At 66.7% G+C, this 17,281-nt stretch carries 9 protein-coding genes; 1 reads left to right on the forward strand and 8 read right to left on the reverse strand.

Features of this window, described 5'->3' with window-relative positions; translation table 11 throughout:
• Position 1: 1 nt before the first annotated feature.
• Entirely contained in the window at positions 2 to 6,301 is a 6,300-nt protein-coding gene (locus OG474_RS11115) for an RHS repeat domain-containing protein (protein ID WP_405062167.1), read from the reverse strand.
• Between the two features lie 181 nt (positions 6,302 to 6,482).
• Here OG474_RS11115 and OG474_RS11120 point away from each other — a divergent pair, with 181 nt between their 5' ends.
• Positions 6,483 to 10,556: an RICIN domain-containing protein gene (locus OG474_RS11120; RefSeq protein ID WP_405062168.1), complete on the forward strand. Its 4,074-nt coding sequence runs from the start codon at positions 6,483 to 6,485 to the stop codon at positions 10,554 to 10,556.
• A 68-nt stretch (positions 10,557 to 10,624) separates the two neighbouring features.
• On the opposite strand, the gene OG474_RS11125 is transcribed toward OG474_RS11120, so the two are convergent.
• From OG474_RS11125 to OG474_RS11155, 7 genes are all read right to left on the reverse strand, one after another.
• Positions 10,625 to 12,070, reverse strand: a complete 1,446-nt coding sequence (locus OG474_RS11125; RefSeq protein ID WP_405062169.1) for an arylsulfatase — start codon at positions 12,068 to 12,070, stop codon at positions 10,625 to 10,627.
• 21 nt (positions 12,071 to 12,091) lie between these two features.
• Positions 12,092 to 12,970: a formylglycine-generating enzyme family protein gene (locus tag OG474_RS11130; RefSeq protein WP_405062170.1), complete on the reverse strand. Its 879-nt coding sequence runs from the start codon at positions 12,968 to 12,970 to the stop codon at positions 12,092 to 12,094.
• A gap of 12 nt (positions 12,971 to 12,982) precedes the next feature.
• A complete protein-coding gene (locus OG474_RS11135) occupies positions 12,983 to 14,170 on the reverse strand; it encodes an MFS transporter (RefSeq protein WP_405062171.1) in 1,188 nt (395 codons plus the stop codon).
• Positions 14,170 to 14,985 carry an IclR family transcriptional regulator gene (locus OG474_RS11140; RefSeq protein WP_405062172.1) on the reverse strand — a complete coding sequence of 272 codons (816 nt, stop codon included), beginning with the start codon at positions 14,983 to 14,985 and terminating at the stop codon, positions 14,170 to 14,172. The genes OG474_RS11135 and OG474_RS11140 overlap by 1 nt, the downstream gene beginning before the upstream one ends.
• Before the next feature lie 92 nt (positions 14,986 to 15,077).
• The gene (locus OG474_RS11145; protein ID WP_405062173.1) at positions 15,078 to 15,482 is read right to left on the reverse strand and encodes a RidA family protein; all 405 of its coding nucleotides are present in this window, start codon (positions 15,480 to 15,482) and stop codon (positions 15,078 to 15,080) included.
• Positions 15,483 to 15,497: 15 nt separating this feature from the next.
• Positions 15,498 to 16,232 carry an IclR family transcriptional regulator gene (locus OG474_RS11150; protein WP_405062174.1) on the reverse strand — a complete coding sequence of 245 codons (735 nt, stop codon included), beginning with the start codon at positions 16,230 to 16,232 and terminating at the stop codon, positions 15,498 to 15,500.
• Entirely contained in the window at positions 16,229 to 17,200 is a 972-nt protein-coding gene (locus OG474_RS11155; RefSeq protein ID WP_405062175.1) for a sugar kinase, read from the reverse strand. Before OG474_RS11155 ends, OG474_RS11150 begins: the two co-directional genes overlap by 4 nt.
• Positions 17,201 to 17,281: the final 81 nt, after the last annotated feature.

The following is a 17,281-nucleotide window of genomic DNA, read 5'->3' on the forward strand; positions in this document are numbered from 1 at the left end:
ATCACCTCGTCGCTGGTGGACCGAACTGGATCTTGTTGAGTTGCCTCTTGAATTCGTCCAGTGTGAGTTTCTGTCCTGGCGCAACCATGACCTCGTAGTGAGTCTTCGATGTCCAGGTGATCTGCAATTGTGGCGGCACGGTCGACACGATGACCTCGTACGGCACTCTGCCCCAACTTCGGATCTCGTTGGCATTGGTGTTGGTCGACGGGCCCTGCCCCTCCATCACGTTGCCGTCGGCATCGAGATCGTAGTCATACGATTTCAGCTTCCAGTCCGGCGGCGATACGACCCCGGTCTTCTTGTTGACGTCTGCACCGCGGTAGAGCTTGCCGTCGTCCTTGTCGTCGTCCGTCTTGGGCTTGGGCTTGGGAACTCTTGGCCCTGGTTTCTGGGGCGGGACGGGCTTGGGGGGATTGTTTCCCGGGCCGGGTTTGGGAGGCTGGTTCGGCGGACCGGGTTTCGGCGGGTCCTTCTTCGGGTCGACCGGTCGGGGGGCGACCTTGTCCGGGATGTTCTGGACGATCGTCCGCGCATGCACCTCGAGTTTGCCGACGACGATGCTGACGAGGACCTCGATCATCCGCCACACCCAGCGGATGAAGTTGATCCGGGTGGTGACCCACCTGACGACGTTCTGCCACATGAAGTGGAGCAGATCCCAGAACGCGTCCTCGACCGGCTTGGTGTCGATGATCGTCACGTTCTCACCGAACAACTGCTGTATCGCCATGGCGATCTCCATGACGACGAAGACGATCGCGAACACAAACGCGATGATCACGAAGACGAGCTTGCCGTCGGAGTCGTCGTAGGTGACGGGGTTGTTGTTCGCGTAGGCGTAGCCGTTCATCTGCTGTGGATCGGTGTTGTCCACGATCGGATCGACCGAGATGAACCTGCCAGTGGACTTGTCGTACTCCCGCGCCCCCAGATGGACCAGCCCGGTGTCCGGATCATTGGTGCCGCCGTGGAAGTCTCGCTGCCCCGGCCAGCTGACCGGTGCCGCTCCACGTGCCACGCCGTACGGGGTCATCCGGCGTCGTTGCACGTTTTGAGTGACCGAGTCGATGGTTGTGGTCGGAGTGCCGTGCAGATCGCCGATCAGCCATGTCAGCTTGCCGCTGGTCCGGACGGCGACGGCACGGTCCCCGAAGGAGTAGTAGCGAGTCCCGGAGACGGTGCTGCCGGACTTGTCGAGATGGATCTCCGTCTCACCGACGTACAGCGTCGTTCCGGAACTGTCCCGGCGAATGATCCGGTTACCCTCGGTGTCATAGACCGCCGACGTCTTGACGTCACCCTTGGCCGTGTCGGCCAGGTGCCCCTCGGGGTCCCAGTTCAGGATCTCGTCCACGCCGCCGGTGGTGCGCTTGTTCAGGTTTCCGGTGGCGTCGTAGCCGAACGTCTTGCTGCTCACGGCCCCTGTCGGCCCGGTGGTGGCGACAGCTGTCAGCGCATGCGGCTTCGCGCTGCCGTAGTCATAGGTGCTGGTAGTCGTCCCGGCCGCCGAGATCGTCTGCTCGGACTTGCGGTTGCCGGTCTTGTCGAACGTCCACTGCTGCCAGTACGGCGCCGGCCCGCCGAGTGCGGCCACACTCGGTGCCGCCGTACAGTCACCGGCTTCGTTGTCCTCGCCCGGCTTCGGTGTCCAGGCCTTCGTCAGCCGCCGCAGATAGTCATAGTTGAAGCATTGGGTGTCGGTGGCCTCACCCGATGCGGCCGGAGCGATGTCAGTGGACTTCGTGATGTTGCCTGCCGGGTCGTACTGGTACTGCGTATCAGACACCCGCGTGGGCGACAGTTCCTTGTCGACCACGACCCGGTTGACCCGGCGGGTAACAGAGTCGTACTCGAACTTCTGCTGGACGAAGGGACCCGACGCGGTGCCGAGCGTCAGCACGTCCGCATCCTCGAAGGGCGTGTAGCTCATCTGCCGGACATAGGTGTCCTGGCCGGCCAGTGATTTGACCAGACCCTGGTCGTTGTAGCCGTAGGTGAGAGTCTCGGCGGCCATTCCGCCCGCGTCGGGATCGCCCACCTTCGGCAGTGTCCGGGTCGCGATCTTTCCGTCGTCGTTGTAGGTCTGCCCGATCGTGTACGTCCCGGCCAGCTTGCCCTCGGACGCGGGCAGCGTGATCGAAGTACCTGTCGGCTCTCCGGAGGGCGAGTATCCGACGATGGTGGTCGTGTACTCGTCGGTCCTGCCGTCCTTGACGACGTACTTGGTCGAGGACGCCGGACGTCCCGGCGCCACCGTGTCGTACGTCCACGAACTCAGGCGCGGACCGTCCGGAGCGCCGTTGTGGATGGCGATCCTCCGCCCGGCGTTGTCGTACTCGACGAACAACTTCACGCCGTTGGCGTCGAGGGTAGAGGTGATCTGGTCGGTGGCGTCGTAGGTGAACTTCGTGATGCCCTTGTCCGGATCGTTCTCCTGGACCTTGCGACCCTGCAGGTCGTACTTGTAGCTCCAGACGTTGCCGGCCGGATCCGTGGTCGTTTTCAGCTGACCGGACGGCCAGTAGGTGTACGTCGTCTTGTCGGAGGGACCCGTCGGGCTGTTCGCCTGGTACTGCCGCAACTCGACCAAGCGGCCCTGAGCGTCCGTGATCCGGGTGGTCGGCGCCTGGCCGTCCGGCGGGTCGATGCTCTGCCGGCCGTTGGCGACGTCGTGCTCGATCGTCCACTTGGTCTGGCCGAGCGACTTGAACAACTGCTGCTTCGGACGATCGGCCTCGTCCCAGACCGTCACCTGCTGCTTCGGCAGGGTGTTCTCGTCGACGAGCTTGAGTTCCTTCTCGGCCAGCACCCGGGTGAAGTACGGGCCGTTGAGCTTGACCTCGTGGCCACGCGAGTCGTAGCGATGGTCCGTGACCAGCCAGCCGCCGTTCGGCGTCTTCTCCTGGGTCTGCCGCAACCGCTGCAGACCGTCGTACAGCTCGTAGGAGGTGTCGTAGACGCCAGGCTTGACCAGTCGCTTGGTGGTCGTCACCGACGGACCGTCGTCACGCACCGCGTACTCGGTTTCGATATCGGCTGGTCCGCTGCGCGGATGGCCCGGGCTCCAGGTCTTCGTGATCCGGCCGAACGCGTCCAGTTCCTTGTCCGCCCGACGACCGTCCGGCGTCGTCATTCCGACCGGCACACCGAAGGCCGGCTCGTAGTCGGTGACGCTCTCCAGCCCGTTCGCGGCCACCTCGGTGATCTTGGTGATCGGTCCGTATCCGGGGTTGTAGATCTTGCGCACGGAGCGATTCAGCGCATCCGTCTTGCGGATCTGCCGACCGACCGCGTCGTACTCCATGGTGAAAGCCAGCTCGTACGTCGGCTTGCCGGCCGAGTCGAACCCGGATAGCCGCTCGGCTCGCGTGAGCAGCCCCTTCGTCGGCGGCGTACTGATCGAGGTCGCGCCGTCGTAGTACATCTGGTCGTCGCGGATCACGTCCGAGTTGGCGAAGGTGGTTCCGCAGTTCTTGCTGACCAACTGCTGACGGGCAGGCACCTGACGGAGGTTGCTGCTGGGATTCTCCACATAGGTGAAGCGCGTGCAGGTGTCGTCGGCCGTCGTGTTGACGTCGTTGGCCTCGTCCTTGCTGATGAGCCGGCCGCTGGTGTCATAGGTGTTCTCGGTACCGAGGCGCAGCGTCCCGGTGTCCGTGGGCAGATATTGCGCGACCTTCTTCTGCCCGGATGGCCGGGCCGTCAACGTGCCCCAGGGCTGCGTCATGCTGGCGGTCGGAGCACCCAGGTAGTAGTCGGAGATGTTGCGGTGCAGAACTGCCGCGCCGTTGAAGGTCGTCTGTTCCCGGGGCTGCCCGGAGAACTCGTTGGTGTCGTCCACCTCGGCCCCGGTGGAGTCCTTGATCTTGACGTCCTTGACCGGACCGGTCTTGTTCCGGTCTTCGTCCATGCCGCGGTAGTAGAGCGTCTCGGTGACCGACTGCGATTCGTCACCACCGCCCTTGGTGACCTTGACGTCGCCGTAGCCACGCCATTGCGACCAGGTCGACTCGCTCAGGTCGGTGCCGGCATCCTGCTCGGAGAAACGCCAGGCCGGCTTGTCCTGGTACGCGACCGTGGTGACAGTCGGGACAGGCGCCTGCCACGGGTCGCTGGCCGCGACCGTCCGGTCAGTCTCCGAGACCTGCTTGACGACGTACTTGTGGTACCAGTCCTCTCTGGCCGCGGAGCCCTCCGGCGTCCATTTCTGCGGCCGGCACCGGCGATCGTTGTGGTCCGCCGCAGGCAGGCTGGACGGCGTGCAGTCGATGCTGTCGTAGACCACCGAAACGTCGCCACCGGAGCCACTGTGAATAGCGTTGATCCGGAACCATTCCAGCGGCGGAACCATGTCGCTTCCGGAGTCGACGCGGTTGCCCATCGCGACACCGTCGAAGCTGGTGGACTGCATCTGCTGCGGGTTCGGTCCGACCAGTCCTGTCGGCGTGACCTCCCGCAACCACAACGCCGGGCTGCTGTTGTCGCCGCGCAGATACTCCTGCCGGAACGACCAGGACTGGACGTCCTCGTGCTTGCTGCTCGCCGCCCGCCATACCTGGGTGGTGACCTTGGCCAGCCTGCGCTGGGTCCAGAAGGTCGGCGTGTAGTGGTTGTCGCAGTTGGTGGTACTGGCACAGTTCAGGTCCCACGGCGTGTCGGGATATGTGCTCGGCTGCGCAGCTCCACACGGCTCCGGGGTGCAGCGCTCGGCAGTCGTGAACAGGACCTGAGCCACCGGCTTCTGCGTGAACACGCTGCCGTCGGCCTGGCCGTACTCGATCCGCTTGAGGTTGCCGGCCCGGACATAGGGGCTGACCGTCGTCTTGGTGACGAAGCGGCTGTAGTTGCCCGTTTCGGTATCGTAGAAGAGGCTCATCGTGTTGCCGGACCGGTCGACGACGTAGTCCAGGTTCCACTGATAGGCCTGCTGGCACCAGGAGTCCACGAAAGCCGGTTTGTTGCACTGTTCACCGGCGTTGTTGCCGAAGACCGGCATCGTCCAGGCCGACTTGGTCTCGTCCTTGCCACTGGACCAGCCGGGCAGCCGGTTGAGCCCGAAGTAGAACTTGGTCCCGTCCGGTGAGGTCATCCGCCAGTACTCGCCCTTGTCCGCGGCCAGGACACCGTCGTCGCCGTTGACCGCGCCGGTCAGCCGCTCGACCACCGAGCCGTCGTCACCGCGCATCCGCCAGACCTCGCCGTTGGCGTCCTTGTGATCGAGGACCAGCGAACCGGACTTGCCGGCCACCGAGATGTTCAGGCTGTCCCCGGCGAAGCACATGTCGCCGGTGTTCTTGTCGCCGTTGTTGCCGCTCTTGTCCTTGGCACACGAGCGAAAGCGACGCTCGATCGAGCCGCCACCACTGAGTGAGAAGCCCTGGCCCAGAAGCGAGGTCTGGTTGTTGGTCGCCGACGAGAAACCGTCCAGCGCACCCGACGAGTACTCCAGGCCGACGGTCGGCGCCGGGCCGCCGATCGACGGGGGCACGGTGAACGGCAATGACCAACTGAAGTCGCCGGACGATCCACCGACGTTCCAGGTGGCGCTGCCGCCGGACTGGTCGGCCTTCCCGTAGTCGCCCGCACCACTGCCCGCGCCGGCCGCGACCAGGAACGTCTGCGGTTGGGCGCCGACCGGAAGCTCGGCGATCACTTCACCGGATCCGTTGTTGCGGGTCGGGATGACCTTCGTCCCGGCCGCGGTACGGGTGGTGAACCGGAGCCGGGTAGCCCAGTCGCCGCCGTATGTGTCGCGGAAGGCGCGATAGTCGACGCCCAGAGTGACCTGGCCCGTCTTGGCCACGCCGTCGGCTCGGCTCACCTTGAGCTCGAGCGCATCGCCGGTGCGGCCGACGAGATCCACCTTGACCTTCGCCGGCAGGCTCGCGGTGACACCGGTGGCGAGACGTTCCTTGGCGGCTGCCGCGGTCGGCGCGACCCAGACCGGCAGGTTTCCGGCCTTCGCGCGCTGCGCGACCCGGCCACCGTTCAGGGCCAGGCCCCAGGTAGTGGCGCCGCCCGGGACGGGAACCGCGACCTCCGCGGTGGCTGGGGACGGCCACGTGATGGTAGGTGCACCACGCAGTACCCGGCCTGCCGATGGGTCGGCCGGGCGCGGGGCGGCCTTCGCGGTCCGGCCGTCGATCGACTTCCATTCGGTCTGGTTGAACTTCGGGTCCGGCCTGGCAGCCGCCGCCGCGGCCAGACCGCTCTGTTGATCGCCGAGCAGCATCGCGGTCGCCACCGCGGTGGCGATCAGCGCTCGGTAAGTAGTTGCTCTACGCAACTTTGAGGACATGAAGGTACCCCCTGGGCAAGGAGCTGGGAGCATCGAGTCTCACACGACGTTCCATCGATAGAGAACCCTTTCACACAAGGGCGAATGGACCATTCGACGGCGCTGGAATGGTGCGCGGACCGCCGCGCGGCATGACATGGTTTCGCCCGTACTCCGTCCGTCCAACGTGAGGTGGCCCACCATGTGGAGTGTCAGAAGACGGTTCACGGCCGGCCTGTCGGCCCTCGCGCTGACGGTTCCGCTGGCTGCGGCCGCGACCGGAACCGCCGCTCCGCTACCGGCAGCTGTCCGGGATCCACAGCAGGTCGTGGCGGAGCAGGCCTTGCAGGCGTCACCTGACCTTCGGGCGATGGCGACGGCCCGGACGACCGGCAAGGCTCAGGAACTCGTGTCGATGCGCACCGAGACCGGTCAGGTGTTCGCGAACCCGGACGGCAGCAAGACGATGGAGCAGCATGCGGCACCGGTGCGGGTCCGCAAGGGCACCGGCTGGGTCGATCCGGATCCGACGCTCCGGCTGCAGCCCGACGGGACCGTACAGCCCGTCGCGACCGTGTCCCCCGTGGTTCTGTCCGGTGGTGGTTCCGGCGATCTGCTGGCCATCGGCACGGCCGGCGCCAGGGTCCATCTCGGCTGGCCCGGCAAGCTGCCGAAACCCGTGCTGGTGGGTGACACCGCGACGTACCCCGAGGTCTTTCCCGGGATCGACCTCCAGATCAAGGTCGGTGTCGACCGTTTCTCCCACCTCCTGGTGGTGAAGAACCGGACCGCCGCGGCGAACCCGGCGTTGCGGACGTTGCGCTACCCGATCCGCGGCGAGGGCATCGGCTTGAAGGTCGCCGCCGACGGATCCACCCGTGCCACAGCTGAGAACGGCAAGGTCCTCTACACCGCCGATCCGCCGACGATGTGGGATTCCTCCAGTGCCACCAAGCCCCGTCACGCCCAGCTCGGCATCCGGAAGACGGCGCGCGAGCTGATCCTGACGCCGGATCTGAAACTGCTCGCCGACCCGGCCGCGAGGTTCCCGGTGCTGATCGATCCGTCGATGTCCGGGACGCTGGTCAACTGGCTGCACACCAACTCGGGCTCGAGTACCCCGGACGGATGGACCTACGACCGGGACAACGAAGGTGCCAAGGTCGGCCGGGCCTTCGAGGACACCGACAACCTCTACCGGTCGATGTTCCTGCTGAACACCACCAGCGGTGCGATGACGATCGGTGGCAGCACCATCATCAGCGCCCAGTTCCGGATCACCCTGAACAAGACTCCGCACGGTACGCCGGAACCGGTCGAACTGTGGGCGGTCAAGGATCTGGACACCTCGAACCGCAACCTGAACTGGCGGACCACGGTCACCGAGAACAACTACTGGACCAACTGGCTGGACACCCGCAACGGCGAGGCGTACCCGTGGACCGAGGACAACCCGATGGAGTTCGGGGACCTGAACGCGAAGAGCAATCTGAGCAACGTGATCCAGAGCGCTGCCGACGCGCGGCGAACCACCGTGTCGCTCGGTCTGAAAGCTCCGGACGAATCCAAGAGTGTCGGGGCCCAATGGCAGTGGAAGAAGTTCCTCCCCAACACGGCGGTGCTGGCGATCCGCTACAACACCACGCCACGGATGCCGAAAGGCCTGACCCTGAGCCGGCCACGCCCCTGCGGAACCCAGGCCGCACCGACCCGGATCGCAACCGCCACTCCGCAGTGGGCCGCGGTCGCCAATGACCCGGACATCGGTGACAGCGTCACCACCACCCTGCATATCGAGAAGACCGATGGGACCAGCCCGTTCGACACGAAGATCCAGGGCGTGGCGAGCGGTGCCGCCTTCTCCTGGCCGGAGACACCGGCCGGCAAGCTGACGCCAGGCGTGGTATACCGCTATCGCGCCTTCGCCACGGACGCCTTCGCGACCAGCCCCAGCACGCCCGACTGCTACTTCGTCATCGACACGGTCCCACCGAACATCCCCAGGGTCGTGTCGACGGACTTCCCCGACGGGCAGGATCCGGTGACGCCGGCACGGGTGGCCGGCAACGTCACCTTCAAGCCCGGCGGCACTCCCGCCGACACCGACGTGACCGAGTACAACTACGGCTTCCAGGGCGACTCGCTGTCCGCACGGGTGAAGGCAGGCGCCGATGGCACCGTCACCATCCCGGTGACCGTGCACCCGGATCCGGAGACCGGGGCACCGTCCCTGCGGCTCTACGTGCGTGCCGTGGACAGCGCCGGCAATTACAGCGACACCCGGCAGGCTTGGGAACTCAAAGCGAAGCCCCCGGCCGGTTCGGCACCTCATGTCCGGGGAGACAGCAACGGCGACGGCAAGGCCGATGTGACCGCGGTGCTCGACCATGGCTTCGGCCGGACCGTGTTCTGGAACGTCACCTCGAAGGACAACACGTTCGCCACCGGAACCATGGCACTCGACACCGGGGAAGGCGCCGGCTTCGCACTGTCGAAGATCAGACCCGTCCAGGGCGACCTGGACGGCGACGGCCGGACCGACATGGCCGCCTTCCGCGAGGGCGCCGGGCGGCAGCTCTGGCTCTACCAGTACCCGTCGGACGGCAACGAGTACATCGCGCCCGAGGCGTCCTGGACGAGTGGACCGAACGGCTGGCCGTTGAGCACCGCCCGGCCGGTCTCCGGTGACGTGGACGGCGACGGCAAGGACGACATCGTCGTACAGAAGGCCGGAACCGGCGACAACTGGCAGGCGATGGTCTTCCTGGCCGCCAAGAAGTTCGCGGCTCCGACGGCCTGGGCACAGGCCGCGGCCGGAAACAGCTGGTCGCAGAGCACGCCGCTGCTCGCCGACCTCGACGGCGACGGCAAGGCCGACCTGCTCAGCATGCGGAACCTCTCCGGGTGCCGCACTTCGGTCGACTTCTACAAGTCCACCGGTACGTCGTTCGCCGCACCGGTCACGGTCTACGACTCCGGCGCCGGCACGTACTGCTGGGACAAGAGCCACGCGATCGTGGCCGACCCGGACGGCGACGGCAAGGACGACATCATCACCCTGTACGAGAACTCGCCGACCGACGCCAGTCTCTTCGTCCTCAAGTCCGGGGGGACCGCGCTGACGCGTTCGGAGTGGCGCCGTACGACAGGACTCGAACTCTCGAGGGCAACGCTGATCGCCGGGGACTACGACGGTGACCAGAAGGAGGACGCCGGCATCCTGTACGCCGCCGACGGGGGTGCTCGCCAGGTCTATACGTTCCGCTCCACCGGTACGTCGTTCGCGGACAAGACGCTGGGCTGGACCGGAGCCGTGGACGCGGTCACCGGACCGAAGTTCGACCTGGAGAACCGGCAGTACGAGCTGGTCAACAAGAACAGCGGCAAGTGCCTGAATGCCTCCGGCGCCAGCACCGACGACGGCGCCACCTTTATCCAGTGGAACTGCGCAGCGCTGGAACTGAACGCCAGGTTCCGGCTGATGCCGATCCCGGGAACGGATCAGTACAGCATTCGTCCGACGCACACCGCGGTGGGTGGCGGACCGGTCAAATGCCTCGACACGCTGAACGGCGACACCGCCGACGAGATCCCGATGATCCAGTACAAGTGCGGTGGCGGCACCGGTGATCCGTTCGCCTGGCAGCAAGTCACCTTCAGCTACGTCGAGGGCAGTTCGTACGACACGGTCGTACAGCTGAAGCTCGCCCACAGCGGCAAGTGCATCGCCGTCCAAGGTGCTCGGCTGGACGAAGGCGCTCCGGCGGTGCAGCAAACCTGCGGGCAGGCGACGAATCAGCAGTGGATCCTCCGGCCGGCCTTCAACGCGAACCAGCTGGGGGCCAACGGCACCGGGCGGTACCGGACCGAGGCCGCGACCACCAGCGAACGGCTGCTGGACGTGATCGACTGCCATAAGGAACCCATGAGCAAGATCCGGATGTGGAACCCGGTCGATGGCAGCCCGTGTCAGCGCTGGAAGCTGGAAAGTCTCGGCGACGACCTTTACAAGATCATCGATCCGAACTCCGGCAACGCACTGGAGATCGAAGGGTGTTCCAAGTTGCCCAGGGCAACTGTGTTCATGTTTCCCAGCAACGCGTCGCCCTGTGAGCGCTGGCGGATCGAGCCAACGCCGGGCGGCAGCTACAGCGTGATCGCGACGACATCGGGTCTGTCCTTGGACGTCGCCGACTGCAGCTCAGCGGCCGGAGCCGAGGTCATCACCTGGTTCTACCACGGCGGTACGTGTCAGCGCTGGTTCTTCAAACCGTAGTAGCCGCCGCTGTCGGGCGGGCGGGAGCCAGCGGTGCACAGCCGCGGCGGCCGCCCACCCGGCCGCGGTCAGACCGTCTGTCGGAGCTCGGTGGCGACCGGGCGGCCGGCGACGAGCTTTCCGGCGTCGACGAACCCCTCCTCGCGATCGCTCAGATCGTCGACGAGCTTCTGCCGCCAGCGCCGTACCTCGTCGGCGCGGGTGGGGTCGTGTACCAGGTTGCGGGTCTCCTGCGGATCCGCCTCGAGGTCGAAGAACTGCTCGTCGCCGCGGCCCGACATCCAGACGTACTTGCGCTTCCCGTCGGTGACCCACTGCAGCGACTGACCGAGCAGCACGTGCTCACCGTGCAGATGCTCGCGCCACTCGTCGACAGTCTCGCCGCGCAGGTGCGGCGCCAGGCTGCGGCCGTCGACGGTCTCAGGGATCGGTACACCAGCCAGGTCGAGCAGCGTCGGCATGATGTCGCGCAGCTCGACTACGTCGTCGATCACCTGTCCACGTGCGGCTCCGGGAGCCGAGATCAGCAGTGGCACATGCGTCGAGCCTTCGTACGGCTGACCTTTGCGGTACATGTCATGGTCGCCCAGCATGTCGCCGTGGTCGGAGGTGAACATCACCACGGTGTCCTCGCGCAGCCCGAACTCGGCCAGCGTGTCCAGGAAGCGGTTGACCTGCTGGTCGATGTGCGACAGGTGGCCGTAGTACCCGGCCTTGGCCCGGTGATGCGTCTCGGCATCGAGCCGACCGATGACCGTGTCGTGCGCACCGTCGTTGCGGTGCTCGTCGTACGCCGCCGTCCAGTCCCCCACCACCGGATCGGTCCGGGGCATACCGACGTACTGGTCGAAGGCCCACTGCGGCGGGTCGAGTGGCGCATGCGGTCGGTGGAAGGACAGGTAGAGGAAGAACGGCGTAGTGGGGTCGCGGCGGTAGAGCCAGGAGATGGCCTCGGTGACGACCCAGTTCGTCGGGTGCAGTGCCTCTGGTTTGTCCCAGGGCCTGGCGACGACGCTGTTGCAGTTCAGTCCGTTGTCGGTGTAGTCCGCTACTGGTGAGCTGCCGGCCTGGGCCTGCAGCCAGGGCAGGTAGTCGTCCACCTCGCGAAAGTCGCGCTGCTGCCGCCGGCGGGCGAAGTGCAGGTAGCCGTCGTGCAGGCGGACGTCTTCGAAGCCGATCCGCGACCGCTCCGGGTACACGTGCAGCTTTCCGATGGCCTGGGTCTGGTAGCCCGCGTCCCGCAGTGTGCCCGGCAGAGTCACCGGATGGGCCTCCTGGAAGGTCACACCGTCGCGGTAGCCGACCCGGCCGTGCCGCTCCTGCGACTGGCCGGTCATCAGGGCGACCCTCGCCGGCACGCAGGTCGGTGTGGCCGAGTACGCGCTCGAGAAGCGGGTGCCCCCGGCCGCGAGCTGATCCAGGTACGGCGTACGGACGACTGGATGCCCAGCTGCGGACAGGGCGTCACCGCGCCACTGGTCGACGCAGATCATCACTACGTTGCGTGCGGTCACTGTGCTACTCCTCTGTTGTCGTCACCAGGCACAGCGGAAGCCGTGATTGCCGGAGCTGCTCGATGCTTCGTTCGAGCTCCGGGCACCGACGCGGTAGCGGTTGCAGTACGACGCATGGCACAGGTAGGAACCGCCGCGCATGACCTTGTTCTCGCCCCAGTCGTCGCCGGTCCACTCCCAGACGTTGCCGACCACCTCGTACAGGCCGAACCCGTTCGGCGGATAGCTGCGCACGGGCGCGGTGCCGCGGTAGCCGTCGGCCTCGGTGTTCTTCGTGGGGAAGCTGCCCTGCCAGATGTTGCAGCGGTGCTCGCCGTCCGGAGTGAGCTCGTCGCCCCACGGATAGCGGCGCTGGTCGAGGCCACCACGGGCTGCGCGCTCCCACTCGGCCTCGCTCGGCAGCCGACCACCAGCCCAAGCACAGAAGGCCGCAGCGTCAGCCCAGGACACGTGAACCACCGGATGGTCGGCGCGATCGGTCAGCGCCGAGCCGGGTCCTTCCGGGTGCGCCCAGGTCGCACCATGGACGCCGCACCACCACGGTGTCGCCTGCGGACGTTCGCTCACCTTGCGCAGCGCCGCGGGAAGGAACCCGGCGAACACATAGCTCCACCCGAACCGCTCTGCCTCGGTCACATAACCAGTGCTGGCTACGAACGCAGCGAACTGCTCGTTGGTCACCGCAGTCACGCCGATGTCGTACTGCTCGAGTGATACCTCGCGGATCGGTCCTTCCAGATCATTCGGGAAGCCGTCCGCGTCCTCGGCGCCCATCCGGAACGCGCCGGCTGCGATCCGCACCCGCTCGATCGGTCCGGCCGGCTCTCCGTGCACTTGTGGCGCGGCCGCTTCCTGCGCGGCCTCGCCCCTCGCAGGTGCGCAGCATCCGTCCTCGCTCACGCAGCGATCCTCTCAGGAAGGCTTGGTCGGGTGCGGCGGTATCCAGCGTTGCATCGCTGCCGCGGCGGCCCAGCCCGTGCCCGCCATGATCACGATGGCCGGAGCCAGCCCCAGTACGGCGGTCGCACCGGCCAGCAGGAGTGGACCGGCACCATTGCCGGTGTCGGCGAAGAGGCGGAAGGCACCGAGGAACTGGGCTCGTCCGACGGGTGGAGAGGCGTCAGCACCGAGCGTCATGATCACGCCGGCTCCCAGACCGTTGCCGACACCCATCAGCAGTGCCACTGCAATGAGAGTGCCGACGGTGTGAGTCAGCGGCAGCAGGAGATGCGCCAAGCCGAGAACGAACATGGACGGTACTGCGACCCACTTGCGGCCGAGGCGGTCCATGATCGAGCCAGCTGGGTAGAACAGCAGCATGTCCACCGCACCGGACAGCCCGAAGATGATGCTGGTTGTCTGCGCATCCAGACCGATGTGCAGAGCCCACAGCGGTACGACGACCTGACGTGATGCACGCACCGCGCCGACCAGCAGGGCACCGGTGCCGAGAGTCCGCAGTACTGGCAGGTGCTCGCGAATCACGCCCAACGTGGACTGGGCCGCGACTGGCCTGCTCCCGCGCGCACGCCGTACTGACTCGATGTCGGGGAGGCTGACCAGCACTATGCAGGCCAGCACTGCGCCGACCAGGTGCACCCAGTACGCGCCGTCGGTGCCGAGGAAGCGCATCGCCAGTGCGCCGAGGAACGGGCCGATGAAGGAGCCGATGCGCTGGACACCGCCAAGGGTGGACAGAGCCCGCGCGCGCAGCTCAATCGGCACTGCCTCGCTCAGATAGGCCTGACGGGCGAGTCCCCAGACCGATCCGGCCAGTCCGGTGACTCCGATGGCGGCGGCGAGGCCCCAGACGTTCGGTGCGAGCAGGCAGGCGACCAGCGCCAGGGAGACCAGGACAGTCGCCCCGAGCATGGCCTTCCGTTCGCCGATCTTCGTGGTGAGGGCACCGGCCGGGATGTCGCCGATGACCTGGCCCAGTCCGGCCGCTGCGACGACCACACCAGCGATCGCAGGCGATGCGCCGAGATGCGTGGCCGACACTGCGATAACTGGCGCGATGGCGCCTTGGCCGATGCCGTAGAGCAGTGCGGGGACATAGACCGACGGTGCGATCTTGAGCAGGGCGGCCGGACCGGCCATCAGTGGGCTCCTGCCTGCGCTGTGGCTTGTTCTCGACCCGTCTTTGTCGCACCCAACAGCTCCGAGACCTCCCAGGCTGCGGGCACCAGCCGCGCACCGAACTCCAGCAGGACCTCCACAGGCATCCGCAGCTCCGGACCGGAGATCGACAGACATCCGACGGCCTGTCCCGAGTAGTCGAAGACAGGCGCGGCAACCGAGCAGATCCCCGGTGTCCGCTCGATCAGCGAGATCGCGAACCCCCGCTCGCGAATCTCAGCGAGCTGTGCGGCCAGTACGTCGGGGTCCGTGATCGTGTCCGGCAGCACCTGCTCGAGTGGCGCGGACAGCACCTCCACCTGACGCTGCCACGGCGCAAACGCGAGCAGCACCTTCCCCGGTGCGCCCTGCGGCAGTGCCAGCGGTACGCCGAACTCGGTATAGGTACGCCGCAACTGGTGCCGGCTCTCCACCTGGTCGAGCACGACCCGGTGTCCACTCGGCAGCAACTCGTGCACCGCCGCCGTCTCCCCAGTCGCGTCGCGGAGCGCCCGCAGTACCGGCTGTGCAGCGTCACGCAACGTCGCCGGGATCCCGCTGCTGTGCGCGAGCTGCACCACCAACGGACCGATCGCGTAGCGCCGCTGGGCGGTCTGACGGATCAGTCCGTTCTCCAGCATCGCCAGCAACAACCGGTGCACCGTACTGGTCGACAACCCGGTCGTCCGGGACAGATCGCTGATCCCCAGATCCGGAGTCCGCGCGTCGAAGCACCGCAGGATCGCGACCGCACGGTCTATCGACTGCACCGACCCTCGGGGTATCGTTTCCTGCATTGCAGGATCATATCCCGCAATGCGGGATACCTGCCGCACAGGGGTGTGCCCGGCGTCCGGGCTGTCTGACCCCGGACGCCGGACGCAGCAGGTCAGTCCAGGACGGCGAGGGCGTCGATCTCGACGAGCATGTCGGGGAGCGGGAGGCCCGTGAACACGGTCGTCCGCGACGGCAGCACGCCACTCGGGGTGCGGGTCGAGACGAAGTCGGCGTACGCCTCGTTCATCGCGCCGAAGTCGTCCCGGGTGGTCAGGTAGACGCGGAGCATCACCACGTCGTCGAGGCTGCCGCCACCGGCCTTGAGGATCGCCTCGATGTTCTGCAGGACCCGGGTGGTCTGAGCCTTCACGTCGCCGACGAACACGAACTCGCCGGTCGCCGGGTCGACCGAGCCCTGGCCGGAGACCTGCAGGATGTTGCCCTTGCGGACCCCCTGCGAGAACACCGGCATCGGAGCGGGCGCGTCAGTGGTGGAGACGGCAGTCTTGTCGGACATCAGGTCGAACACCTCTCAGTTGTAGTCGGCGCTGATCGCCTGGGTGGTGGCGAGCAGCTCAGGCAGGAGCTCGAGCACCTGCTCATAGTTCAGCAGTACATCCGGTACGGACACCGACACGGCCCCGACGACACGGCCGGCCTGGTCCACGACCGGTGCACCGACGCAGTTCATGAAGGTCTCGTGTTCAGCCTTGTCCTGCGCCCAGCCGCGCGCCCGGACCGTGTCCAGCTCATCCCGCAGCGCATCCGCATCAGTGATGGTCTGCGGCGTGAACGAGTGGTAGTCCAGCGACGCCAGCACCGCTTCGCGTTGCCGCTTGGGCTGCGCAGCCAGCAGGATCTTCCCGACCGCGGTGCAGTGCAGAGCCGCCGGTACGCCGACCTGCGAGTACATGCGGATGTTGCGCACACTGTCGAGCTTGTCGATGTAGATGACCTCACCGTTCTCCCAGGCCGCGAGATGAACGGTCTGGCCGGTCTTCTGATTCAGCTCACGCAGGTGCGGTGCGGCAACTTCCCGCACGACGTGCTGTTCGCGAGCTGCATCCGCCAACGCGAACAAACGGGATCCCAGCCGATAGCGGTGCGCCTCATCCCGTCGTACGAAGCGGTCTGCCTCCATCGTGCGCAGCAGCCGGAGCACGGTGGTCTTGTGCACCCCTAGCTCGGCCGCGAGCTGGTCCAGCGACCGCTCCCCCTCGCCAAGGCTGGCCAGGATCTGCAGGGCTCTCGCGAGGCTCTGACTCACAGCTTCGTCGCCGCCCACTCGTCATCGGCGGCATTGAGCAGTCTGTCTCGCAGTGCCCTGCTGGGAGGCGTGGCGTGATCCTCTGGCACCGACAGCACCGCTGCGGCGTTCAGATGCCCTAACCGCAACCGCTGCTTCATCGGCAACTCCTGCAGCGTCCCAGCGAGGAAGCCGGCCGCGAACGCATCCCCTGCCCCGACCGGCTCGACCACCTGGACAGTGAGTGCCGGAACCTCGGTACGACGACCGTCCGGCTCCAGCGCGAGCGCAGTGTGCGCGTCGTTCTTCACCACCAGCGTGCAGCGCCCGCCGAGCCGTTCATGCAGCTCAGCGGGGTCATTGGTGCCCGCGAAGATCAGAGCCTCATCAGCACCGATCAGTACGACGTCGGCCGCGCGCAGCAACCGCCAGAGCGGCTCCGGGTCCTTGTCGCGCCACAGCACCGGCCGCCAGTTCAGATCGACACTCAGCATGAAGTCGCCGCGCAGCTCGTCGAGCATCTGCGCGGTGTCATCGGACAGTGCAGCGGTGATCCCAGTGGTGTGCACGATCTTGGCGTTGCCGAGCCGCTCCGACACCTCCGGCCGCTGCAGAAAGGCGGGGCTCATCGCCGAGGCCGCCGAACCGGTCCGGTAGTAGTGCATCCGGGACCGACCGTCGATCGACTCCTTCACGTACAGCGCGGTCGGCCGATTCGGATCGACCTCCACACCGCCGACGTCGACTCCGCGCCCGCGCAGATCGCGCAGTACCTGCCGGCCGAAGCCGTCGTCGCCCAGCCGGGACACCCAGCTCGTCGGCACGCCCAGACCGGCCAGTCCGCCCGCCACATTGCACTCCGCGCCACCCACCGACCGGCGGAACGTCTCCACGTCCTCCAGCGGCCCGGCAGCACCCGCGAGCATGATCATCGCCTCGCCGATACAGACGACCGCACCGGTCTCCGTCTCGGTGCGCGGGTCCGGCATCTGCGCTCCTGGGGTCCGGGGTGATGGGATAGGTGTGAAACAGCGGTCGTTGACGCAACTTCGAGCGCGATGCTACAACCG

Source organism: Kribbella sp. NBC_01505 (genome assembly GCF_045040285.1).
Classification (GTDB): domain Bacteria; phylum Actinomycetota; class Actinomycetes; order Propionibacteriales; family Kribbellaceae; genus Kribbella.

Coding starts and splice junctions, on each gene's coding strand:
- OG474_RS11145 (WP_405062173.1), bottom strand. CDS start 15,482: ATGTCCGACAAGACTGCCGTCTCCACCACTGACGCGCCCGCTCCGATG.
- OG474_RS11135 (WP_405062171.1), bottom strand. CDS start 14,170: ATGGCCGGTCCGGCCGCCCTGCTCAAGATCGCACCGTCGGTCTATGTC.
- OG474_RS11120 (WP_405062168.1), top strand. CDS start 6,483: ATGTGGAGTGTCAGAAGACGGTTCACGGCCGGCCTGTCGGCCCTCGCG.
- OG474_RS11115 (WP_405062167.1), bottom strand. CDS start 6,301: ATGTCCTCAAAGTTGCGTAGAGCAACTACTTACCGAGCGCTGATCGCC.
- OG474_RS11140 (WP_405062172.1), bottom strand. CDS start 14,985: ATGCAGGAAACGATACCCCGAGGGTCGGTGCAGTCGATAGACCGTGCG.
- OG474_RS11155 (WP_405062175.1), bottom strand. CDS start 17,200: ATGCCGGACCCGCGCACCGAGACGGAGACCGGTGCGGTCGTCTGTATC.